The organism is Kocuria sp. CPCC 205231 (assembly GCF_040980965.1).
Lineage (GTDB): Bacteria > Actinomycetota > Actinomycetes > Actinomycetales > Micrococcaceae > Kocuria > Kocuria rosea.
Map to the genome: position 1 here is coordinate 67,100 of NZ_JAVKPP010000016.1, position 23,221 is coordinate 90,320.

General features: G+C 75.4%; 13 protein-coding genes, 1 tRNA gene and 1 pseudogene. 11 read left to right on the forward strand and 4 right to left on the reverse strand.

The features are described from left to right. Positions 1 to 24: 24 nt before the first annotated feature. The 3 genes and pseudogenes from RF640_RS15665 to hemL all read left to right on the forward strand — a co-directional run. A pseudogene (locus tag RF640_RS15665) lies at positions 25 to 546 on the forward strand (uroporphyrinogen-III synthase); the annotation flags it as partial. Between the two features lie 453 nt (positions 547 to 999). Further along, complete coding sequence (hemB, locus tag RF640_RS15670; protein ID WP_172604423.1) at positions 1,000 to 2,010, forward strand: porphobilinogen synthase; 1,011 nt, start codon at positions 1,000 to 1,002, stop codon at positions 2,008 to 2,010. 52 nt (positions 2,011 to 2,062) lie between these two features. Continuing rightward, the gene (gene hemL, locus RF640_RS15675; RefSeq protein WP_017833438.1) at positions 2,063 to 3,379 is read left to right on the forward strand and encodes a glutamate-1-semialdehyde 2,1-aminomutase; all 1,317 of its coding nucleotides are present in this window, start codon (positions 2,063 to 2,065) and stop codon (positions 3,377 to 3,379) included. A gap of 43 nt (positions 3,380 to 3,422) precedes the next feature. Here hemL and RF640_RS15680 read toward each other — a convergent pair whose 3' ends face one another. Then, positions 3,423 to 4,277: a 3'-5' exonuclease gene (locus RF640_RS15680; RefSeq protein ID WP_095650633.1), complete on the reverse strand. Its 855-nt coding sequence runs from the start codon at positions 4,275 to 4,277 to the stop codon at positions 3,423 to 3,425. 145 nt (positions 4,278 to 4,422) lie between these two features. Here RF640_RS15680 and RF640_RS15685 point away from each other — a divergent pair, with 145 nt between their 5' ends. Both RF640_RS15685 and RF640_RS15690 read left to right on the forward strand, forming a co-directional pair. Further along, positions 4,423 to 7,857 (forward strand): ATP-dependent helicase, encoded by a 3,435-nt coding sequence (locus RF640_RS15685; protein WP_368828357.1) that lies wholly within the window; start codon positions 4,423 to 4,425, stop codon positions 7,855 to 7,857. Positions 7,858 to 7,916: 59 nt separating this feature from the next. Further along, positions 7,917 to 11,405, forward strand: coding sequence for an ATP-dependent helicase (locus tag RF640_RS15690; RefSeq protein WP_368828358.1), 3,489 nt, complete (start codon positions 7,917 to 7,919; stop codon positions 11,403 to 11,405). On the opposite strand, the gene RF640_RS15695 is transcribed toward RF640_RS15690, so the two are convergent. After that, positions 11,381 to 12,559, reverse strand: a complete 1,179-nt coding sequence (locus RF640_RS15695; protein WP_172604371.1) for a phosphotransferase — start codon at positions 12,557 to 12,559, stop codon at positions 11,381 to 11,383. The two genes, RF640_RS15690 and RF640_RS15695, sit on opposite strands and share 25 nt — an antisense overlap. 103 nt (positions 12,560 to 12,662) lie before the next feature. Between RF640_RS15695 and nudC the strand changes: the two genes are divergently transcribed. Together nudC and RF640_RS15705 are read left to right on the forward strand one after the other, a co-directional pair. Continuing rightward, complete coding sequence (gene nudC / locus RF640_RS15700) at positions 12,663 to 13,748, forward strand: NAD(+) diphosphatase (protein WP_258299430.1); 1,086 nt, start codon at positions 12,663 to 12,665, stop codon at positions 13,746 to 13,748. Further along, positions 13,742 to 15,574, forward strand: a complete 1,833-nt coding sequence (locus tag RF640_RS15705) for an ATP-dependent helicase (protein ID WP_017833443.1) — start codon at positions 13,742 to 13,744, stop codon at positions 15,572 to 15,574. The genes nudC and RF640_RS15705 overlap by 7 nt, the downstream gene beginning before the upstream one ends. Here RF640_RS15705 and RF640_RS15710 read toward each other — a convergent pair. After that, complete coding sequence (locus RF640_RS15710) at positions 15,565 to 16,386, reverse strand: ThiF family adenylyltransferase (protein ID WP_158279204.1); 822 nt, start codon at positions 16,384 to 16,386, stop codon at positions 15,565 to 15,567. The two genes, RF640_RS15705 and RF640_RS15710, sit on opposite strands and share 10 nt — an antisense overlap. 163 nt (positions 16,387 to 16,549) lie before the next feature. On the opposite strand from RF640_RS15710, the gene RF640_RS15715 reads away from it, so the two are divergent. After that, complete coding sequence (locus RF640_RS15715) at positions 16,550 to 17,119, forward strand: M48 family metallopeptidase (RefSeq protein WP_035927587.1); 570 nt, start codon at positions 16,550 to 16,552, stop codon at positions 17,117 to 17,119. Here the strand turns inward: RF640_RS15715 and RF640_RS15720 are convergent. Continuing rightward, a complete protein-coding gene (locus RF640_RS15720; protein WP_109222093.1) occupies positions 17,095 to 18,585 on the reverse strand; it encodes a zinc-dependent metalloprotease in 1,491 nt (496 codons plus the stop codon). The genes RF640_RS15715 and RF640_RS15720 overlap by 25 nt on opposite strands. 216 nt (positions 18,586 to 18,801) lie before the next feature. Here RF640_RS15720 and RF640_RS15725 point away from each other — a divergent pair, with 216 nt between their 5' ends. The 3 genes from RF640_RS15725 (at position 18,802) to RF640_RS15735 (ending at position 23,149) form a co-directional block, all read left to right on the forward strand. Further along, on the forward strand, positions 18,802 to 19,881 hold the full coding sequence (locus RF640_RS15725) for a PDZ domain-containing protein (protein WP_109222094.1): 1,080 nt from the start codon (positions 18,802 to 18,804) through the stop codon (positions 19,879 to 19,881). A 157-nt stretch (positions 19,882 to 20,038) separates the two neighbouring features. Beyond that, complete coding sequence (locus RF640_RS15730; RefSeq protein WP_031283016.1) at positions 20,039 to 23,026, forward strand: UPF0182 family protein; 2,988 nt, start codon at positions 20,039 to 20,041, stop codon at positions 23,024 to 23,026. A gap of 46 nt (positions 23,027 to 23,072) precedes the next feature. Next, a tRNA-Met gene (locus RF640_RS15735) sits at positions 23,073 to 23,149 on the forward strand. Positions 23,150 to 23,221: the final 72 nt, after the last annotated feature.

A 23,221-nucleotide genomic window follows, 5' to 3' on the forward strand; every position in this document is an offset into this window, starting at 1 on the left:
TCCGCCGACCGGGCCAGGGAGCTCGTGGCGCTGTTGCACGGGCACGGGGCCCGGGTCCGGCTCGCCCCGCTGCTCGAGGCCACCCTCCCCGGGGACACCGGTCCCGTGGCCGCCCTGCTGGACCGGGCGGCGGACCCGGGGGCCGCCGCCGGGTCCTGGCTGGTGGTCACCTCGGTCACCACCGTCCGGGCCCTGCGCGCGGTCGCGGGGGAGCCGTCCGGCACGGCACTCGGCGACCGGTTCGCGGCGGCCCGGCGGGCCGGCCTGCGCGTGGCCGCGGTGGGGGACGCCACGGCCGCGGCCCTCACGGCGGCCGGGCTGCGGCCGGACCTCGTGCCCGGCGCGGTGCACTCGGCCGCCGGGCTGCTCGCCGACTGGCCGCCGGAGCCGGCTCCCGGCACCGTCCTGCTGCCGCTCTCCGCCCGGGCCCGGCCCACCCTCGAGACCGGTCTGACCGCGCGGGGGTACGGGGTGCTGACGGCCACGGCCTACGAGACCGTGCCCTGGCCGGCGCCCGCGCCCCTCGTGCGGCGGGCCGCGGCCCAGCGGGAGGCCGACGGCACGGACGACGACGCGGTCGACGGCACGGACGACGACACGGATCGCGGCGTGGACGGGCGCGTGGCCGAGCTCCACCGGTCCGACCTGCTGCAGGTCCTGGCCGCGGGCGAGGCCGACGCCGTGGTGCTCACGGCGCCGTCCCACCTCGCCGAGCTCGTGCGCGACGACCCCGACGTCCTGGCCGGCACCGTCCTCGTGGCCATCGGCGAGCCGACGAGACGCGCCGCCGCCGAGCGCGGCCTGCCGTCCGTGGCCGCGTCCCTGCCCACCCCGGAGGGGATCCGCGACGCCCTCGCCCGGGCCCTCACCGCACCCGCGGCCTCCCGGGCGGCCGCGGGGGCGCCCGCCCCGACCCCGACGCCGGCGGCTCCGCCGCCGGCCGCACCGACCACACCGATCCCGACGACACCGATCCCTGCGACCGAGGAGACGAACTCCGTGACCCACCGAATTCCCCGCTACGACCTGGTGTCCCGCCCCCGCCGCCTGCGCACCACCCCGGCCGTGCGCCGGCTCGCCGCGCAGACCAGGGTCCATCCGTCCGACCTCATCCTGCCCGTGTTCGTCCGCGAGGGCCTCGCCGAGCCCGCCCCGCTCGGCTCCATGCCGGGGGTCGTCCAGCACTCCATGGACTCGCTCCGGCGCGCCGCCGCCGAGGCCGTGGCCAAGGGCCTCGGCGGGTTCATGATCTTCGGCGTGCCCGCCGAGCGGGACCCCGAGGGCAGCGCCGGGTGCGACCCCGAGGGCATCCTGAACCGGGCGCTGCGCGCCGTGCGCGCCGAGGTCGGCGACGACCTCGTCGTCATGGCCGACCTGTGCCTGGACGAGTTCACCGACCACGGGCACTGCGGCGTCCTGGCCGAGGACGGGACCGTGGACAACGACGCGACCCTGGAGATCTACGGCCGGATGGCCGTGGCCCAGGCCGAGGCGGGCGCCCACGTGCTCGGGCCCTCCGGCATGATGGACGGCCAGGTCGGCGTGATCCGCTCCGCCCTCGACGAGGCCGGGCACCCCGACGTCGCCGTCCTGGCCTACTCCGCGAAGTACTCCTCCGCGTTCTACGGCCCGTTCCGCGAGGCCGTGGACTCCCAGCTGCAGGGCGACCGCCGCAGCTACCAGATGGACCCCGCCAACCGCCGGGAGGCGCTGCACGAGCTGCAGCTGGACCTGGACGAGGGCGCCGACATGGTCATGGTCAAACCGGCCATGAGCTACCTCGACATCCTCCGCGACGTGGCCGAGGTCTCCCCGGTGCCCGTCTCCGCGTACCAGATCTCCGGCGAGTACGCCATGATCGAGGCCGCCGCCGCCAACGGCTGGATCGACCGCCGGGCCGCGATCCAGGAGTCCGTGCTGTCCATCCGCCGCGCGGGCGCCGACTCCGTGCTCACCTACTTCGCCGTCGAGCTCGCGGACTGGTTCCGCGAGGAGAACGGCCTCTCCTGACCCCCACCGTCCCCCGAGCCGGCACCCCCGGCGGAAGGAAGCAGACAAACCCATGAGCGTTTCCCAGGAACTCTTCGACCGCGCGCGCAAGGTCATGCCCGGCGGGGTCAACTCCCCGGTGCGGGCCTTCGCGTCCGTGGGCGGCACCCCGCCCTTCATCACCGCGGCCAAGGGCCCGTACCTCACCGACGTCGACGGCCGCGAGTACGTCGACCTCGTCAGCTCGTGGGGGCCCGCCCTCGTCGGGCACTCCCACCCGGCCGTCATCGAGGCCGTGCACGAGGCCGTGGAGCGCGGCCTGTCCTTCGGGGCCACGACCCGCGGGGAGACCGAGCTGGCCGAGCTCGTGGTCGAGCGGATCGGCGCGATCGACGAGCTGCGCATGGTCTCGACCGGGACCGAGGCGGCCATGACCGCGATCCGCCTGGCGCGCGGCGTGACCGGCCGGGACCTCGTCGTGAAGTTCGCCGGGTGCTACCACGGGCACGTGGACTCCCTGCTGTCCGAGGCGGGCTCAGGCGTGGCGACCCTCGCCCTGCCCGGCTCCGCCGGGGTCACCGCGGCCACCGCGGCCGAGACCCTGGTGCTGCCCTACAACGACCTCGCCGCCGTGGAGGAGGCCTTCGCCGCCCACCCCGGCCGGATCGCCGCCGTCATCACCGAGGGCGCGCCCGCCAACATGGGTGTGGTCACCCCCGGCGAGGGCTTCAACGCGGGCCTGCGCCGGCTCACGCGCGAGCACGGGGCGCTGATGATCTTCGACGAGGTGCTGACCGGGTTCCGCGTGCACGAGGCCGGCTACTGGGGTCTCACCGCCGCGGGCGAGGACGGCTGGGAGCCCGACCTGTTCATGTTCGGGAAGGTCATCGGCGGCGGGCTGCCGGTCGCCGGCGTGGGCGGGCGGGCCGGGGTCATGAACCACCTGGCGCCCCTGGGCCCCGTCTACCAGGCCGGGACCCTGTCCGGGAACCCGGTGGCGATGGCCGCGGGCGCGGCGACCCTGCGCACCGCGGACCGGATCGCCTACCAGACCGTCGACCGGCGCTCGGCGCAGCTGCAGGAGGCGGTGCGCGCGGCGCTGACCGAGGCCGGGGTCGACCACTCCATCCAGTCGGCCGGCAACCTGTTCTCGGTGGCCTTCGGCACCTCCGCCGCCGGCGTGCACGACTACGCGCAGGCCAAGGCGCAGGAGACGTTCCGCTACCCGGCGTTCTTCCACGCGATGCTCGACCAGGGCGTCTACCTGCCCCCGTCGGTGTTCGAGGCGTGGTTCCTCTCCGCCGCGCACGACGACGCCGCGATGGACCGGATCGTCTCCGCCCTGCCGGCCGCGGCGCGCGCGGCCGCCGAGGCCCGGCCGGCCGCCTGACCCCGGCCGCCGGGGCCCGGCCGGCCGCCGTCCCGGGGAGCGCTCAGGCGTCCTCGGGGCGGCGGAGCGGCCACGCGCCGTCGACCACCGCGTCCGGGCGGGTCCGGCGGAAGTACTCCTGGAGGCTCGCGGCCTGCTCGGCCGCCCACCCCACCTGGTCGGCGTGCAGCGCGGCCGCCGGGCGCACCAGCTCCGGGAAGCGGCGGGCCATCAGCACCGCGAGCCGCTCCGTCGCGACCGAGTCCGCCGCCGAGGTGTGCGCCGCGGTGAGCTCGACCCCGTACTCCTCGCACAGCGCCCCGAGGGTGCGCTTGCCGCGCCGGTACCGGTGCACCTGCTTGTTGAGGACGTAGGGGTCCAGCACCGGGAAGGGCTGCGGGACCTCCACCCCGTGGCGCCGGCCCTCGTGGGCGAGGACCGTGAAGTCGTAGGAGGCGTTGAACACCAGCACGGGCGTGCCCGCGGCGAAGAGGCCGGCCAGGACGCCCGCGATCTCCGCGACCACCTCCGCGGCGGGCCGGCCCTCGGCGCGGGCCCGCTCGGTGCTCACCCCGTGCACGGCGGCCGCCTCCTCGGGGATCTCCACCCCCGGGTCCGCCAGCCACTCCCACTCGTCCGTCACGGCGCCGGCGGCGTCGGTGCGCACGACGGACGCCGTGACGATGCGGGCCGTGTGCGGGTCACGGCCGGTCGTCTCGAGGTCGAAGGAGGCGCGCGGACCCTCGGTCCACGCGGGGGACGCCCCCGGGGCGCCCGCGGACCCCTCGAGGTCGAAGAGCACGTCCTGCTCCGCGGCGTCGTCCGGCGCGGGCGGGGCGGGCCTCGGCGCGCGCAGCGGGGCGGCGTCGAACAGGGGCAGCTGGTCGGTGGGGCCGGCGGGGCCTGAGGGCGAGGACATGGCTCCCACCGTACCGGCCCCCTCCGACCCGCCACGGACGCGGCCGCCCCGGCCGACGCCTCCGTGCGCACCGGTCCGGAACCGTCCGGGTACGCACGGACGCGGAGCGCTTAGACCGTCGGAGTCCCGTGATGAGATGAGACCCATGCGGCACACCGAGGACAGCACCCACGCCACGAGCTCCGCCCTGCCCGGGGCGGGGCCGGTGCGCTGGACCCTGGTGCCGCCGCACGGCTCCGCGCCGGAGCGCGCCCCGTGGCGGCCGAACCCCGAGCAGGAGGAGATCGCCGGGCTCCCGGCCGGGTGCGGCCCCCGGCTCGTGCTCGGCGGCCCCGGGACCGGGCGGACCCGGGTGCTCGTGGAGCTGGCGGCCCGCCGGATCGGCGGGGGCCTGGACCCGGACCGGCTGCTCGTGCTCACGCCGTCCCGGCTCTCGGCGGCCCGGCTGCGGGACGACCTCACGGCCGCGGTCTCGGCCACCATGAGCTCCCCGCCCGTGCGGGCCTGGCAGTCCTACGCCTTCGACCTGCTCCGGCGGGCCCAGAACCAGGGACTGCTCCCGGGCGTCGCGCACGGACCCAAGCTGCTGTCCGGCCCGGAGCAGGACGTGCTGATCGGCGAGCTCATGGCCGGGCACGCCGCCGGCTTCGGGGCCCCCGTCGTGTGGCCCCCGGACCTCCGGGAGGCGCTCGCCACCCGCGGCTTCCGGCAGGAGGTGCGCGAGCTCTTCGACCGCATGTCCGAGTACGACCTCGCCCCCGACGACCTCCGCCGCCTCGCCCGGCGCCTGGAGCGCCCGGACTGGGCGGCGGCCGCCACGATGCAGGCCGAGTACCAGGCCGTGCGCCGGCTGCGGATGCCGGAGTCCTACGACCCGGCGGCCCTCGTCACGGAGGCCGCGCGGGTCCTCGAGGAGCAGCCGGAGTTCCTGCGGGCCGAGCAGGAGCGCCTCGACCTCGTGCTCGTCGACGACCTGCACGAGGCGACGCCCTCGATCCACCGGCTGCTCGCCGTGCTGTGCCGGGGACGGGACACCGTGCTGACCGCCTGCACGGACACCGTGGTCCAGGGCTTCCGCGGGGCCCGCCCGGACCTGCTGCGCACCCTCGAGGACCGGCTCGCCGAGCCCGCGCGCCCCCTGCGGCGGCACCCCCTGGGCACGAGCCGGCGGATGCCCGGGGCCGTCGCGGAGGTGTGGCAGCGCGTGGCGGAGCGGATCCCCGCCGTGGCCGGGGCCCGGCACCCCCGCGCCCTCCGGCCCGCCGGGAGCGCCCCGGGCGCTGCGGACACGGGCCACGGCGCGGACACCGCGACCGCGCCGGCCGACGTCGCGGTGGACGGCACCGGAGACCGCGCGGCGCCCGGAGAGGTCACCACGGTGGTGCTCTCCTCGCCGCTGCACGAGGCCCGCTGGATCGCGCACCAGGTCCTGGAGCGCCACCTGGTGCACGGCGTCCCGCTGGCGGACATGGCCGTGGTCGTGCGCAACGGCCGCTACCTGGAGGGGCTCGAGCGCCAGCTCTCCGCCCTCGGGGTGCCCGTCAGCACCTCCGCCGCGGAGACGCCGGTGCGCGACGAGCCCGCGGTGCGCCCGCTGCTGGGTGCCCTGCGCATCGTGACCGAGGCCGCCGCGGCGGCCGCGGACCGCGAGGAGGACGCGCACTTCGGCGCCCTCACGGTCCAGGCGGCCGTCGACCTGCTCTCCTCGCGGATCGGCAACGCCTCCCCGATGGACGTCCGCCGGTTCCGCCAGCGGCTCCGGGCGGAGGAGCTCGCCGCGGGGGGTCGGCGCACCAGCGACGACCTGCTCGTGGAGGCCCTCGTGGCCCCCGGGGCGCTCGACGCCGCCGGCGTGCGCTCCGTGCCGGCCCGCCGGATCGCCCGGATGCTCGCGGCCGGGACCCGTGCCCTCCGGGAGGAGGGCGCCACGGCCGAGACCGTCCTGTGGGTGCTGTGGGAGGCGGCCGGGGTCGCCGAGTCCTGGCGGCGCCGGGCACTGGAGGGCGGCCCGGCGGGGGAGCGGGCCGACCGCGACCTCGACGCCGTGGTGGGCCTGTTCGAGTCCGCCGAGCGTTACGTGGACCACCTTCCCGGGGCCGGCCCCGCCCAGTTCCTGGACTACATCGACAACCAGGAGCTGCCCATGGACACCCTGGCCGCCCGCGCCCCGACCGACGAGACGGTCGAGATCATGACGCCCGCCACCGCCGCGGGCCGGCAGTGGCCGGTGGTCTTCGTCGCCGGCGTGCAGGAGGGCGTGTGGCCCAACACCCGCCTGCGCGGGCAGCTGCTCGGCGCGGACCTGCTCACGGACGCGCTCGACCTCGGCGTCGACCAGGCCGCGCGGGTCACCCCGGTCACCCGCATGCGCGAGGTCCGCCACGACGAGCTGCGCTCCTTCTCCGCAGCCGTCTCCCGCAGCTGCGGCACGCTCGTGGTCACGGCGGCCTCCGGCGAGGACGAGCAGCCCTCGGAGTTCCTCGACCTCGTCGACCCCCCGGGCTCGCGGCCCGGGGACGGCGCCCGGGCCGTGGTGGACGCCCCCCGGCCCATGACCCTGCGCGCCCTCGTGGCCGAGCTGCGGCAGTGGGTCCAGCTGCACGAGGAGGACCCCGTGCGCTCGGAGGCCGCGGCCCGGCTGCTCCACCGCATCTCCTCCTCCCCGCGCCCGGTGCCCGGCGCCCACCCCGACACCTGGTGGGGCGCCGCGGAACTCTCCAGCACGGCGCCCGTCTTCGACGACGGGGTCCCCGTGCCCGTCTCCCCGTCCCGGATCGAGACCATCCACCGGTCCCCGCTCGACTGGTTCGTGGCCGCCTCGCGGGCCGAGGCCGCGACCGACCTCAGCCGCAGCCTCGGCTCACTCGTGCACGCCATCGCCGAGGAGCTGCCGGAGGCGTCGGGCACCGAGCTCGTCGCCGAGCTCGAGCGCCGCTGGCCCACGCTGGGGCTGCCGGAGACCTGGGAGTCCGCGGTCCAGCTCGAACGGGCCCGGCAGATGCTGCGCAAGTTCGCCCAGTACGTCCTGGACGCCCGCAGCAAGCACGGCCGCCGGCTGGCCTCCGTGGAGGGGGCGTTCAGCGTGCTCGTCCAGGGGCGGGCGCGCGACGCCCTGCTCCGGGGCCGCGTGGACCGCCTGGAGCTCGACGAGCAGGGCCGCTACGTCGTCGTCGACCTCAAGACCGGCCGGAACCAGCCCGCCGGGGCGAAGATCGCCGAGCACCCGCAGCTCGCGGCCTACCAGGTGGCGCTCACGGCGGGAGCGGGCACAGCCATGGTCGCGGGTCAGGACGAGACCGTCCTCGAGCTGCCCGGCGGCACCGTGACGGAGCTCTCCGGCGGCGCCCTGCTCGTCCAGCTCGGCACCCGGGCCAAGTCCCCCTCCGTGCAGCAGCAGGACCCCCTCGACCCGGACGCCACGTGGGCGCGGGACCTGATCACCCGGGCCGCGGAGCTCGTGGCCGGGGAACGGTTCACCGCCCGCCACGACCAGGCCGAGGGCGCCTTTAACGGGCACGGGTGCAAGCTGCCGCAGATCTGCCCGCTGTGCGCCGAGGGGCGGCAGGTGAGCGAACCGTGAGGACCGTTCGGACGGATCCCGGCCCCGTCCCACCCGGACAGCAGGAGACGACAGCGCCCATGACCGACGCCCCCGACGACCGCACCCGGCTCGACGCCGCCGAGCACCCCTACGGCGGCGTCGAGCCCCGGTACAGTCCCGAGGAGCTGGCCGAGCTGCTCGGCGGCAACCTCCCCACGGCCCAGCAGTCGGCCGTGATCTCGGCCCCGCTCACCCCCCGGCTGGTGGTCGCGGGCGCGGGCTCGGGCAAGACCGCGACCATGGTCGACCGGGTGGTCTGGCTCGTGGCCAACGGGGTCGTCGCCCCGGACCAGGTCCTCGGCGTGACCTTCACCCGCAAGGCCGCCGGCGAGCTGGGGGAGCGCATGCGCTCCCGGCTCGCCCGGCTGCGCGCCCAGGGGCTCGTCGCTCCGGCCCACGCCGAGGAGGACGACCTGCCGGCCGCTCCCCAGGACCCCACGGTCAGCACCTACCACTCCTACGCCAACACGCTCGTGCGCAACTACGGGCTGCGGATCGGGGTCGAGCCGGACACCACGCTGCTGGGCCAGGCCCGGACGTGGCAGCTCGCCGCGCAGACCGTGGAGGCCTGGACCGGGGAGCTGCTCGAGACCATGCCCGCGAAGTCGACCATGGTCGCCGCCGTCCTCGACCTCGCCTCGGCGTGCGCGGAGCACCTCGTGGACCCGGCGGACGTGGAGCGCTTCGCGGCCGAGCTGCTCGGCGCGCTGGCCACGACACCGCCGGGGCGCCGGAAGAAGACCCTGGGCGCCCAGCTGAAGAAGGTCGAGGACAACCAGCGCACCGCGTGGGTCCTCGCCGAGCTCGTGGCCGACTTCGCCCGGCGCAAGCGCGAGGCCCAGGCCATGGACTTCGGCGACCTCCTCTCCGCCGCCGCCCGGCTCGCGGAGCAGGACCCGGCAGCCCGCCGGACCGAGCGGGAGCGACACCGGGTGGTGCTGCTCGACGAGTTCCAGGACACCTCGCACGCCCAGCTGCGGCTCTTCGCCGCGCTCTTCGGGCAGGGGCACTCCGTGATGGCCGTGGGCGACCCCCAGCAGTCGATCTACGGCTTCCGCGGGGCCTCCTCCGGGCAGCTCTTCGGCTTCTACGACTCCTTCCCGGTCGCGCCCGGCCAGGACGGGGAGCCCAGCTTCCTCACCACGGCGTGGCGCAACGATGCGAGCATCCTGGACGTCGCCAACACCATCGCCGCGCCCCTGCGGACCCTGCCGGCGTGGGCGCGCAGCACGTCCTCCCTCGCCGTCCCCGAGCTCACCCCGCGTCCCGGGGCGGGCACCGGCCAGGTGCGGATCAGCCGGTACGCGACCGACGTCGAGGAGGCCGTCGCGCTCGCGGAGCGCGTCCGGGAGCGCCGGGAGCAGCACCGCGGCGACCCGGAGGAGCAGATGCCCACCATGGCGGTGCTCTGCCGCAAGCGCTCCCAGATCGAGCCCGTGCGCCGGGAGCTCGCCGCCCGCGGCATCCCCTACGAGGTCGTGGGCCTGGGCGGGCTGCTCAGCACGCCGGAGGTCTCCGACGTCGTCGCGACCCTCCGGGTGCTGGACGACCCCGGCCGCTCGGACGCGCTCGTGCGGCTGCTCGCGGGGGCCCGCTGGCGGATCGGGACCCGGGATCTCATGGCCCTCGCCGACTGGGCGTCCCACCTGGAACGCCGCCGCACGGAGGCCGCGCAGGCGGGCCGGGCCGAGGACCTCGAGAGCCCGGTCACCGCGGAGGAGGCCCAGGAGGACGCCCTCGTCGAGCCCGACCTCTCCGACCACGCGTCGCTGATCGAGGCCCTCGAGACCCTCCCGTGGCCGGGCTGGACGTCCGCGCACGCCCGCACCCTGTCCGAGACCGCGCGGGAGCGCCTGATCCGGCTGCGGACGGAGCTGGACCACCTGCGCTCCTTCCTCTCCGACGACCTGCCGAGCCTGCTGCACGAGGTGGAGACGGTGCTCGGCCTCGACGTCGAGGTCGCCGCGCACCCCCACCGCCCCGTCCACCAGGCGCGGCGCAACCTGGACGCGTTCCACGAGGCCGCGCAGTCCTTCACCGCGTTCTCCGCGAGCAGCGACGTCTCGGCGTTCCTCGCGTGGCTCGACGTCACCCTGGCGGAGGAGAACGGGCTCGAGCCCGGCCCCGACCGCACGCGGCACGACGCCGTCCAGCTCGTCACGGTCCACGCCTCCAAGGGCCTCGAGTGGGACCACGTCTACGTCCCGGGACTCAACGCCGGGAACTTCCCGACCGACCGGCCCTCCCGCTGGACCCTCGACACCGGGACCCTGGCCTGGCCGCTGCGCGGTGACGCCCGGTTCCTGCCGCAGTGGGCCGTGGACACGAGCGACCTCAAGGCCCTCGAGGAGTCCCACACGGAGTTCCTGGAGCTCGCCGCCCAGCACGCCGAGGACGAGGAGCGCCGTCTCGCCTACGTGGCCGTGACCCGGGCCCGCGAGGTCCTGGAACTGTCCTGCACCGTGTTCCGGGGCACGGCCGCGAAGGGCCAGGAGCCCTCCGTGTTCGTCGCGGAGCTGGCACCGCTCACCGAGGGCCCCGAGCCGTCCGTCCGCCCGGGCCCCTGGGCCGAGGTCCCGGAGGGGGCCCGCAACCCGGCCGCCGCCACCGTGCTGAGCGCCCCCTGGCCGTACGACCCGCTGGAGGGCCCCGAGGTCACCGAGACCGTGACGGACGAGTACGGGCACAGCGCCGTGCGCGTGAGCCCGCCCCCGCACCGGGGCCGCCGGGCCGTGCTCGAGCGGGCCGCCCGCGCGGTGCGGGAGCGCGGCTTCGAGGACACCGCGGACCTCGACGTCGAGGACCTGCTCGGCGTCGCGGAGCGGGACGGGCTCGCGCCGGACCCGCGCCGGTGGTCCGAGGAGGCGAAGATCCTGCTCGCCCGGCACGAGGACGGCCGGGCCGAGCGGACCGTCCCCATGCCGTCCCACGTCTCGGCCTCGACCCTCGTGGCGCTCGCGCGCGATCCGCTCGAGGTCGTGTCGGGCCTGCGCCGGCCCATGCCGCGCCGGCCCGGCACCGCGGCGCGGCGCGGCACCACCTTCCACGCCTGGATCGAGCAGTACTACGGCAGCTCCGCGATCTTCGACGTCGGGGAGCTGCCCGGGACCGCCGACGACTACGTCGACGCGGCCTACGACCTCCCCGAGCTCGCGGCGACGTTCCGCTCCAGCCCGTGGGCCGACCGCCAGCCGTACGCCGTGGAGTTCCCCCTCGAGACCCCGATCGCCGGGGTCACGGTCCGCGGCCGGGTGGACGCCGTCTTCCGCAACGGCGACGGCACGTGGGAACTGGTCGACTGGAAGACCGGGCGGGCACCCTCCGGCCGGGAGCTGCAGGAGCGGTCGGCGCAGCTGGCCGTGTACCGGCTCGCGTGGTCCCGGCTGCGGGCCGTCCCGCTCGAGGAGGTCACCGCCGCGTTCTACTACGTGGCCGAGGACCGGGTCGTCCGTCCGCACGACCTGTCCGGGGCCGAGGAGCTCGAGGCGGTGGTCCGGGAGGCCTACGACGTGGTGCTGCGCCCCTGAGCGGGGCCGCCGCCCGGTCCCGTCGGCGGCGTCCGGCCGGAGGGGGCCTCGGGGCCGCCGGCCGGGGCGGTGTCCCCGGGCGCGCGGTCCGGGGCCGCGTCCTGGGAGGCGTCGTCCTGCCCCGGGGCCGCCGGCGCGGTCTCCGGGGCGGCCGCGACCGGCTCGGGGCGCCGGGCGACGTCCTGCTCGAGCGTGGCGAGCATCTGCTCCGCGTCGGCCACCAGGTCCTGCGCGCCGCGGTCCACGCCGCGCACGAGCCACTGCGCCAGGGCGAGCTCGGCGTCCAGCCGGGCCCGGTCCAGCAGGTGCGGGTCCGGTGCCCCGTCGGGCGCCTGGAAGGACGTGCGGCGGCAGGCCGCGGCGTAGGCCTCGAGCACCCCCTCGGCGAGGCGGGCGTCGCGCGCCGCGAAGAGCCACGCGAAGTCCTCGGCGGGATCCCCCACGTGCAGGTCGGTCCACCCGGTCACCCCGCGCACCCGTCCGCGGGAGATCACGAGGTCGTCCTCCTGCAGGTCGCCGTGGACCACGCGCGGCCGGAACCGCCACACGGCACGGTCCTCCAGGACCTGCTCCCACCGGTGCAGCAGCGCGGCCGGCACGCGCCGCGTGTCGGCGGCCCGGCGCAGCTCCGTGCGGCGCCGCTGCCGGCACTGCTCGGCGGTGTAGCCGGGCAGATCGGCGTCCAGGACCAGCGCGGTCGGCAGGGCGTGGATCGCTGCCAGGAGCCGCCCGAGCTGCACGGTGAGCGTCGGGGGCGGCTCGGCGCTCGGCACGTGCCGGTGGTGCTCGGGGTCCGGCTCGGCGGCCATGCGGGCGAGCGCGTCGATGTCCAGCGGGGCGCCCTCGATGTGGGAGTGCACGAAGGCGTGCAGGTCCCCGTGCGCCACGGAGCCGGCGGCGGTGGGGACCAGGAACGGGAGACGCGACCGGACGGCGGGGGTGAAGGAGCGGAGCACGAGGTGCTCGGTCTCCAGGCGGACGCTCGCCTCGGGGCTCAGCGGGGAACGCACCCGCCAGCGCCGGCCGGAGGCGTCGAGGACCACGGCGGAGCGGAAGTCGGCGTCGTCGTCGGGGGAGGGCCCCACGGCCACGGGTGCGAGTCCGGGGACGCCTGCGGCGGCGACGGCGGCCAGGTGCTCGAGGGACGTGCTCACGCCGTCCACCCTACAAGAGGCCCGGCCCTGCAAGAGGTCCGGCGGCCGTCCCCGTCCCCACCCGCCGGACCCGTGGTCCGCCCGGGTCGCTACAGTGGGGGACGTGCCCGCCTCCACCCCTTCCGAGCCCGTTTCCGGCTCCCGCCCCGTGCCCGCCCCCGAGCGTCTCTCGCCGGCCCGCCTACCGTTCGCGGCGACGGCCTTCGACCGCGACGCCGTCGACCGTGAGCTCCACGACGTGCGCGTGCTCGCCGCGCAGGACCCCACCACGCTCGTGCTCGTGCTCGCGGGCGGTCTCGCCCCCGTGGCCGGGGACGCCCTGGTCCTGGTGCCCGCGGCCGAGCTCCCGGCCGTGCCCCACGACCCGCGCCGGCCGGAGGTCTACCTGGGCCGGCTGCCCGGCGCCCACGGGGCCCCCGGCCCCCGCGTCCTGCTGCGCGCCGTCGCCGCCCCCGAGCCCGGGGGCGAGGACGCCGCGGCGGAGCCCTTCGCGGTGCCCGAGCCCCTCGTGGCGGCCGTCACCGCGTTCGCCTCCGGCCGGGGCGGGGAGGAGCTGCGCTGGGCCGGCCTGCGGGAGCTCGGCCCGGTGCTCCCGACCGGGGACACCTCGCTGCTCGTCACCGCCCAGTCCGTGGGACTGTGGCACCGGGATCACCCCCGGTGCCCGCAGTGCGGGGAGCCCACCGAGGTGATCCGGTCCGGCTGGGCCCGGCGGTGCCCCAACGACGAGTCGCTGCACTTCCCGCGCACCGACCCCGCGATCATCGTGGCGGTCAGTGACGGCGACCCCGACCCCGACCGGGAGCGGCTGCTGCTCGGCCGCTCCGCGCTCTGGAAGGGCAACCGGTTCTCGACCCTCGCCGGGTTCGTGGAGCCGGGGGAGTCCCTGGAGCAGGCCGTGGTCCGCGAGGTCGCCGAGGAGGCGGGCCTGACCGTGGGGGACGTGCAGTACCTGGGCTCCCAGCCCTGGCCGTTCCCGCGCTCCCTGATGCTCGGCTGCCGCGCCGTGGTGCGCTCCGGCGCGGCCGTCCCGGACGGCCAGGAGATCCTGGAGCTGCGCTGGTTCACGCGGGCTCAGCTGCGGGAGGCGGCGCGCACCGGGTCCGTGACCCTGCCCGGGCGGGTCTCGATCGCGCACGCGCTCATCGCGCACTGGCTCGGCGAGGACCTGCCGGAGACCGCGTGGTGACCAGCAGCGAGACCGGCACGGACGTGGAGTCGACCCTCGAGGAGCGCATCCTCGCCGGCCTGGACCCCGAGCAGCGGGAGGTCGCGACCACGCTGCGCGGACCCGTGTGCGTGCTCGCGGGCGCCGGCACGGGCAAGACCCGGGCCATCACACACCGGATCGCCTACGGCATCGCCACGGGCGTCTACACCCCGCAGAAGGTCCTGGCCCTGACGTTCACCGCCCGCGCCGCCAACGAGATGCGCAACCGGTTGCGCGAGCTCGGGGCCGCCGGGGTGCAGACGCGCACGTTCCACGCCGCGGCCCTGCGCCAGCTGCAGTACTTCTGGCCCCAGGCCGTGGGCGGGCCCCTGCCCGGGCTCGTGGAGCACAAGGCGCGGCTCATCACCGAGGCCGCGCAGAACATGCGCCTGTCCACGGACCGCGCGGCCGTGCGGGACCTCGCCGCCGAGATCGAGTGGGCCAAGGTCTCGATGCTGACCCCCGACACCTATCCGACGCGGGCGGCCGGGCGGGAGATGCCGCTGAACTACGACGTGCGCACGGTCCAGCGCCTGTACCAGTCCTACGAGGAGCTCAAGACCGACCGGCACCTGATCGACTTCGAGGACGTCCTGCTGCTCACGGTGGCCGTGCTCGAGGAGGACGAGCGCGTCGCCGCGACCGTGCGCGAGCAGTACCGGCACTTCGTGGTCGACGAGTACCAGGACGTCTCCCCGCTGCAGCAGCGTCTCCTCGACGCCTGGCTCGGGGGCCGGGACGACGTCTGCGTGGTGGGCGACGCCTCCCAGACGATCTACTCGTTCACCGGGGCCACCTCCCGGCACCTGCTCGAGTTCCCGGCCCGGCACCCGCAGGCGCGGGTGATCGAGCTCGTGCGCGACTACCGCTCCACCCCGCAGGTCGTGGAGACCGCCAATCGTCTGCTCGCGGCCCGCCGGCCGGCGCGGGGCTCGACCCCCGGCGCCTGGGCCACGCCGCTGCGCCTCGTGGCGCAGCGCCCGGACGGGCCGCCCCCGTCCTGGAACGAGTACGCGGACGACGAGGCCGAGGCGGCGGGGACCGCGGCGCGCATCCGGGACCTGGTCGACGACGGTGTGCCCGCGTCCGAGATCGCCGTCCTCTTCCGCACCAACGGGCAGTCGCAGGCCTTCGAGACCGCGCTCGCGGAGGCGGGCATCGGCTTCCAGCTGCGCGGCACGGAGCGGTTCTTCAACCGGCCGGAGGTCAAGCAGGCCGTGGTGCAGCTGCGCACGGCGGCGCGGGCCGCCGAGGCCTCGGACGAGCCCACGCGCCTGGTGCGCGACATCCTCTCCTCGCTGGGCTACTCGGACCGCGCGCCGCGCTCCACGGGCGCGGTGCGCGAGCGGTGGGAGTCGCTGGCCGCGCTGGTCTCCCTCGCGGACCGGATGGCCGCGGAGGCCGCCGCCCGCGAGGAGCAGTTCGTGCTCCCCGACTTCGCCGCGGAGCTCGAGCGGCGCATGGCCCAGCAGGACGCCCCGGTGATGAACGGGGTGACCCTGGCGTCCCTGCACTCGGCGAAGGGCCTCGAGTGGGACGCCGTGTTCCTGGCGGGCCTCAGCGAGGGGCTCATGCCGATCGGCTTCGCCGAGACCGCCGACGAGATCGACGAGGAGCGCCGGCTGCTCTACGTGGGCATCACCCGCGCCCGGGAGCACCTCGTGCTGTCCTGGACCCTGTCCCGCACCCCGGGCGGCCGGCCCACGCGCAAGCCCTCACGTTTCCTCGACGCCCTGCGGGAGACCGGCGGAGACCGCCCGGCCCCGCGCCGGTCCCGCCCGGGCGGCGCCCGCGCTCACGCCTGATCGAGCCCGCACAGGCACCGGCTCCGGTCCGGCTCCGGCCAGGACACCGCGTCCGGCCACGGCGGGGCGTAGAGGGCGGCGCGTCCCGCGCCGCCCTGCTCCCGGTGCCCGTGCCCCTCGGCTCCGGCGCCGCACAGCGAGTCCAGGGCCACCGCGAGCACCTCGACGGCCAGGCGGACCGCGACGGCCTCCGCGTGGGCCGCGCCCGCCCACGCCGCGAGGACGGCGGCGGGGCCGTGCGGCGCCGTGCGGGGCTGCGTGTGCTCGAGCGTCGCCCGCACGCAGTCCGGGCAGGGCCGGTGCGCCCAGGGCACGGTGGGCCAGCGCAGCAGGACCCCGTCGGCGTGGTGCAGCGACACCACCGGGTGGCGGGGGTCGATCCCCGCCCACGCCTCCGGTTCCACCGCTCCGGGCGGGAGCCGGCCGTCCGGGGCGGGCCGCCCGGAGCTGTGCACCACGACCGTGCCCGGCAGCAGCGCCCCGGGGAACAGCTCCGGCGCGCTGACGGGGGCGCACCGGGGGTCGAGCTCGCGCAGCCGCCGGCGCAGGGCCGCCTCGCGGGACCGGCCGACGTCCGCGGGCCGGTACGCGCCGGTCCCGAGGTCGGCGGCCGCGACGGGCGCGGTGTCGCTGACGTTGAGCCCGAGCACGCCGCAGCGCAGCAGGCGCACGGCCAGCGCCGCCGCGAGACCGTCCAGGCCCAGGAGCAGGACGTGCACCTCGTCCGGACGGGGCCGCTCGAGACAGGACAGGCGCAGTTCCGGGTCGTGCGGGGAACCCTGAGGAGGGCCGGGGAACGGAGTGGTGGGCACGGGACGCCTTCCGGGACGCGCGGGCGGGACGTCGTCACTCTCGCCCGGACCGTGCCCGCGGCGCGCCCGCCGGCGGGTCGTCCACAGTGCACGGCGGAGCGCCGTGCACATGGGCGCGTGCCGGCGTTTCGCGGCCCGTGCCCGCGGCGTGTTCAATGGCCCCATGCCCGTACCGTCGCAGCCCGAGGTCGTCGTGCGCCGCTCCGCCCGCCGGCGCAAGACCGTGTCCGCCCACTGGAGCGAGGACACGGTGGTGCTTTCGGTCCCCCAGACGGCCACCCGGCGGGAGATCGAGCACTGGACCCGGGAGCTGGTGCCCCGGGTCGTGGAGCGCCGGCGCCGCGAGGCGGCCAAGGGCGCCGACCGGCGCTCCGACGACCACCTCCTGCAGCGCGCCCACGAGCTGTCGCGGCGACACCTCGACGGCCGCGCCCGGCCCTCGGACGTGCGGTGGTCCGGGCGGCAGCACACCCGGTGGGGCTCCGCGACGCCGGCCACCGGCGTCATCCGGATCTCGGCGCAGCTCCAGCAGGCCCCGGAGTGGGTGCTCGACTTCGTGCTGGTGCACGAGCTCGCGCACCTGCTCGAGGCCGACCACAGTCCCCGGTTCCGGGAGCTCGAGGCCCGCTACCCCCTCGCCGAGAAGGCCCGGGCGTTCCTGGACGGCGCCGCGTGGGCGCACCGGCACGCAGGACGCGCCGGCGCGGATCAGCGGGAGCCGTCCCCGTCCTGAGGCCCGTCGTCCTCCGGCCGCCCGGGACCGCCGCTCGTGCCGGGCCCGCCGTCCGCGCCGGGAGCAGGGTCCGTGGCCGGACCGCCGTCCGCGCCGGGCCCGCCGTCGGGGCCCTCGTAGCCGCCCGAGAGCAGCCGCTGGAGCGCGGCGTCGACCTCGTCCTCGGACGCGGTGAGCAGCCCGCGGCGCTCGGTGAAGCCCGCGGGGTCGTCCAGGTCCTCGTCGGTGGGCAGCAGCTCCGCGGCGTCCCACAGGCCGTCCCGGTCCTCCACCCCGCGACGCTCGCCGACGTACTCCCAGAACTGCGCGGCCTCGCGCAGCCGGCGCGGGCGCAGCTCGAGCCCCACGAGGGAGCCGAACGCGTGCTCGGCGGGCCCGCCGGCGGCGCGGCGCCGCCGGACGGTCTCGGACAGGGCCTCCCCGGAGGGCAGGTTGGCGGTCGAGGCGACGGTGACCACGTGCACCCAGCCCTCCACGAGGGCGAGCACCGTCTCGAGCCGCTTGAGGGTGACCTCCTGGTCCGGGGTCTGCTGCGGGGCGAAGATCCCGGAGGACAGGGCCTCCTGCATGCTCGAGGGATCCATCGGGTCGATGTCCCGGGCGGCCTCCTCGATGCGGGACATGTCGATGTGGATCCCCGCGGAGAAGCGCTTGACGAGGTCCAGGATGTGCTGGCGCAGCCACGGGTTCGCCGCGAACAGCCGGACGTGCGCCGCCTCCCGCACGGCGACGTAGAGCATGATCTCCTGCGCGGGGATGTCCAGGCCCTCGCCGAAGGCCCTGATGCTGGCGGGCAGCAGCCCGGAGCGGCCCTCCGCGAGCGGGAGGCCGATGTCGGTGGAGCACAGCACCTCGCGGGACAGGCCGCCGATGGCCTGGCCCAGCTGGATCCCGAACAGCATCCCGCCGGCGCCCGCGAGCATCCCCGAGGCCCCGCCCATCATGGCGGACAGCTCGGGGGGCAGCTGCTGGGTGAGGGCGTCGGTGAGCGCCTTCGTCACGGACTCCGCGACCGGGCCCGTCATGTCCTTCCAGGTCTCCTGGGTGGCCTCGATCCACTCCGCGCGGGACCACGCCTGGGGCCGGATCGAGGTCTGGCCGAACTCGGTGTGGTCGGCCAGCCACAGCTCGGCGAGGCGCATCGCGTCCTCGACCGCGCCGCGCTGGGCGGGGGTCACCGACGGGTCGCCGTCGGCGGCGGCGATCTGCCGCGCGTGGTCGTGGGCGAGCTTCCAGTTGACCGGTCCCTCGGACGCCCCGGCGCCCATCATGGACTGGATCTGCTGGAACATCATCGACATCGCCTGGGGGTCCACCGGCACGCCGGCGCGCTGGAGGTCCTCCGGGCTCATCCCGCTCTGCCCCATGAGGCGCTCGAGCATCTCCTGGAAGGGGTCCTTGGGGCCGTCGCCGGAGTCGTCGCCCGGGGTGTTCCCGGGGCGGTCGTTGGGAGGCTGGGGAGTCATGGGTCCACCGTTCTTCGATCGGGTCGGGGGATCGGGCGGCACGGGCGTGCCCGACGTCTCTGCTCCCAGCGTAGCGAGCACCGGACGGGGCCGACCATGAGCCAACTCCCAGTTCGCTGGAAGCTCAGGGCCGGGTCGCGCGCGATAAGCTGGACCGTCCGGACCGTGCGGCCTCACAGCCTCCGGTCCCTCCGACGACGACGCCGAGGACCGCCCGTGACCGCATCCCCCCGCCCGCGCCGCGCCCTGCGCCGCCGCGGTCTCGAGTCCTGGGCGCTGCTGGGCTCCGCCGGGCTGCTGCTGGCCGGGGCGGTGCTGCCCGCCCCGTTCGTGATCGAGGCTCCCGGGCCCACGTTCAACACGGTGGGGGAGCACGACGGCCGGCAGCTGCTGGGGGTCTCCGGCGCCCCGACCTACCCGAGCGACTCCGTCCTGGACCTGACCACGGTCTACGTGACCGGCGGGCCCAACAAGAACGTCAACGTGCTCACCGTGCTCGGGTCCTGGCTGGACCCGTCCGCCTCCGTGGTGCCGGCCGACACCCTCTACCCCCGGGACGTGTCGGGGGAGGAGGCCGACCAGTACAGCATGGCGGCGATGAGCAGCTCGCAGGAGGACTCGGTCGCCGCCGCGCTGACGCACCTGGGCCAGGACTTCAGCACCCGGCTCTCCGTGCAGGACACGGTCCCGGGCGGCCCCGCGGAGGGGGTGCTCGAGCACGGCGACGTCCTGCGCGGCGTGGACGGGGAGCCCGTTTCGTCGCTGCCGTCCCTCAAGTCGGCTCTCGACGCGGCGGGGGAGCGCGGCGTCACCCTGCAGGTCGAGCGGGCCGGGTCGCCGCGCGACGTCGAGGTGGACACCGTGCGCGACGAGGCGTCGGGGAACTGGCAGCTCGGCGTGTTCCTGCTGGCCGCCTACGACTTCCCGATCGACGTGGCGTTCGAGCTCGACGAGGTCGGCGGGCCCAGCGCGGGGCTGATGTTCGCGCTGGGGATCGTCGACGAGATGACCCCGGGCTCGATCGCCGGGGACCGGCACGTGGCCGGCACCGGCACCATCACCCCGGAGGGGGAGGTGGGGCCCATCGGCGGCATCCGGCAGAAGCTCGAGGGGGCCGCGGCGGCCGGGGCGGAGGTCTTCCTCGCCCCGGCGGACAACTGCGCCGAGGCGCAGGGCCACGTCCCCGAGGGGCTGACGGTCGTGTCCGTGCGCACCCTCGACGACGCCGTGGCCGCCGCCGAGGCCGCCGGGAGCGGCGGGGACCTCTCCGCGCTGCCGGGGTGCGCCGCCCGATGACGGGCGCCGTGTGCACGATTGCACCCCCGAGAAGCCCGCGGGCAGAATGGACGGGGTGCCCCGGCGACCCGCCGGCGGCGCTCCTCCTCGACGCAGGCCGCACCCCACGACTTCACGCACCACACCTGACGAACGACCCCGATTGCAGAGGTAACCAGTGACCGCCGGACCCACAGCCCCCCGACCACCGAGGCAGCAGCCAGCAGGACAGCGGCGGAAACGGGGTGCGCTGTGGCCGACGGTCGTGGTCGTCCTGGTCCTCGTGGCCGCCTTCGTGGGACTGACGCAGCTCTACACGGACGTGCTGTGGTACGACCAGCTGGGCTACCTCAGCGTGTTCGTCACCGAGAACGTCACGAAGATCGTGATCTTCGTGGTCGCCGCCGTGCTCGTGGCGGCGCTGATGTTCGCCAGCCTCTTCCTCGCCTACCGCAGCCGGCCCATCACGGCCGAGTCCATCGTGGACGACAACCTGCGCCGCTACCAGGAGGCCCTCGAGCCGGTCCGCAAGATCGTCATCGTGGTGGTGCCCGTGCTCTTCGGGCTCTTCGCGGCGAGCACGGCGATGACCCAGTGGGACACCGTGCTGCTGTTCCTCAACCAGGAGCCGTTCGGCCAGGAGGACCCGCAGTTCGGCCTCGACATCGGCTTCTACGTCTTCACCCTCCCGTTCCTGCGCTTCCTCATCGGGTTCCTGGTCTCGGCGATCCTGCTGGCCGGCGTGGCGGGGATCCTGATGCACTACGTCTACGGCGGCATCCGGATCACCGAGCGGGGGCTCAGCACCACCCGGGCGTCCCGTGTGCACCTGGGGGTGCTGGCCGCGCTGTTCCTGCTGCTCCAGGCCGCGAACTTCTGGCTGGACCGGTACTCCACGCTGCAGTCCACGTCCGGGACGTGGACCGGCGCGCTGTACACCGACGTCAACGCCGTGATCCCCACCAAGGCGATCCTGGCGGCGGCCGCGCTGATCGTCGCGATCCTGTTCGTCGTCGCGTCCTTCATCGGCCGCTGGCGGCTGCCGATCATCGGCACCGCCATGCTGCTCGTGGTCGCGGTGGTGGCAGGCGGGATCTACCCGTGGATCGTCCAGCGCTTCCAGGTCACGCCCACCGAGCAGGCCCTGGAGAGCCAATACATCCAGCGCAACATCGACCTCACCCGGTCGGCCTACGGGCTGGACGCGGCCGAGGTCATGCCGTACGACGCCACCACGGAGACCGAGCAGGGCGCCCTGCGCCAGGACACCGAGACCACCTCGAACATCCGTCTGCTGGACCCCAACGTGGTCTCGGCGGCGTTCTCGCAGCTGCAGCAGTTCCGCCCCTACTACCAGTTCCCGGACACCCTCAACGTGGACCGCTACGAGATCGACGGCGAGGTCCAGGACACCGTCATCGCCACGCGTGAGCTGAACCCCGACCAGAACCAGGGGTGGTTCAACCAGCACGTGGTCTACACCCACGGCTACGGCGTGGTCGCCGCCTACGGCAACCGGGTCGAGGTGGACGGCAAGCCGCAGTTCATGCAGTCCGGCATCCCGTCCCGGGGCGTGATCTCGGACGACTACGAGCCGCGCATCTACTTCGGCGAGAACTCCCCGCTGTACTCCATCGTGGGCGGCGCCGAGGGCGACGAGCCCCTCGAGCTGGACCGTCCGCAGACGGCCGGCGACGAGGCCGGCGACGCCAAGACGACGTTCGCCGGCAACGGCGGGCCCAGCATCGGCAACTTCTTCAACCGGCTGGCCTACGGCATCAAGTTCCAGTCCTCGGACATGCTGCTCTCGGACGCCGTGCGCCCGGAGTCGCAGATCCTCTACGACCGGGACCCGCGCGAGCGCATCGAGAAGGTCGCCCCGTACCTGACGGTCGACGGCGCCCCGTACCCGGCCATCATCGACGGTCAGGTCCAGTGGATCGTGGACGCCTACACCACCTCGGACGCCTTCCCGTACTCGACGCCGTCGGTGCTGCAGGAGGCGACGCAGGACACGCAGACCGCCCAGGGCGCCGCGGCGGCCCTGCCGCCGGAGCGGGTCAACTACATCCGCAACTCGGTCAAGGCCACGGTCAACGCCTACGACGGCTCGGTGAACCTGTACGCGTGGGACGACCAGGACCCGGTGCTGAAGGCGTGGCAGAACGTCTTCCCGAGCACGCTCAAGCCCTACTCCGAGATGTCGGCGGAGCTCATGGCGCACGTGCGCTACCCGCAGGACATGTTCAAGGTCCAGCGGGAGCTGCTCAACCGCTACCACGTCACGGACTCCGGCAGCTTCTACCAGAACGACGACGTGTGGTCCGTGCCCAACGACCCGACGCAGGACTCGGACGTGGCGCTGCCCCCGTACTACCTGTCGATGCGGATGCCCGGTGAGGAGGAGGCCAACTTCTCGCTCACCACCTCCTTCATCCCGCAGCAGTCGGAGACGGGCAACACCCGCAACGTGATGTACGGGTACCTCTCCGCCAACTCCGACGCCGGCACCGGCGAGGACGGCGTGAAGAGCGACGAGTACGGGACGCTGCGCCTCCTGGAGCTGCCGCGCTCCTCCGTGGTGCCGGGCCCGGGCCAGGCGCAGAACCTGTTCAACTCGGACACCGACGTCTCCACGGAACTGAACCTGCTCCGGCAGGGCGCCTCCGAGGTCATCAACGGCAACCTGCTCACCCTGCCCGCGGGCGGCGGCATGCTCTACGTGCAGCCCGTCTACGTCCAGTCCTCGGGCGACGCCGCGTACCCGACGCTGCGCCGCGTCCTCGTCGGCTTCGGCGAGGAGGTGGGCTTCGCGCCGACCCTCGAGGAGGCCCTCGACGAGGTCTTCCAGGGCGACTCCGGGGCCCAGACGTCGTCCGGTGCGGGCGTCGACGAGGCGGAGGCCGGGAGCCCGGACGGCGCCGGCGAGGACGGGGCCGAGGCCCCGGCCGGCGGCGCCAGCCTCGAGGACGCCCTCAGCGACGCCAACCAGGCGATCCAGGAGTCCGAGGAGGCCCTGCAGGACGGCGACTGGACGTCCTACGGCGAGGCCCAGCAGCGGCTGCAGGACGCCATCGAGCGGGCGCTCGAGGCGGACGGCGTCGTCGCCCCCGAGGCGGAGGGCGCCCTGGCCCCCGAGGAGCCGGCCGAGCAGCCCGCCGAGTAGCCGATTTGCGGGTCCACCCCGCGGCACGTATAGTCATACATGTCGCCGCGGGGTGGAGCAGTTCGGTAGCTCGCTGGGCTCATAACCCAGAGGTCGCAAGTTCAAATCTTGCCCCCGCAACCACTGTGATGTCTCAGGACATCGGCAAGGCCCGAACCCACGGATGTGGGTTCGGGCCTTTTGTCATGCCTGGGG

Bases quoted from the DNA above. Each gene is read 5' to 3' on its own strand.
- hemL (WP_017833438.1), top strand. From the start codon at position 2,063: ATGAGCGTTTCCCAGGAACTCTTCGACCGCGCGCGCAAGGTCATGCCC.
- RF640_RS15680 (WP_095650633.1), bottom strand. From the start codon at position 4,277: ATGTCCTCGCCCTCAGGCCCCGCCGGCCCCACCGACCAGCTGCCCCTG.
- RF640_RS15685 (WP_368828357.1), top strand. From the start codon at position 4,423: ATGCGGCACACCGAGGACAGCACCCACGCCACGAGCTCCGCCCTGCCC.
- RF640_RS15690 (WP_368828358.1), top strand. From the start codon at position 7,917: ATGACCGACGCCCCCGACGACCGCACCCGGCTCGACGCCGCCGAGCAC.
- RF640_RS15715 (WP_035927587.1), top strand. From the start codon at position 16,550: ATGCCCGTACCGTCGCAGCCCGAGGTCGTCGTGCGCCGCTCCGCCCGC.
- RF640_RS15720 (WP_109222093.1), bottom strand. From the start codon at position 18,585: ATGACTCCCCAGCCTCCCAACGACCGCCCCGGGAACACCCCGGGCGAC.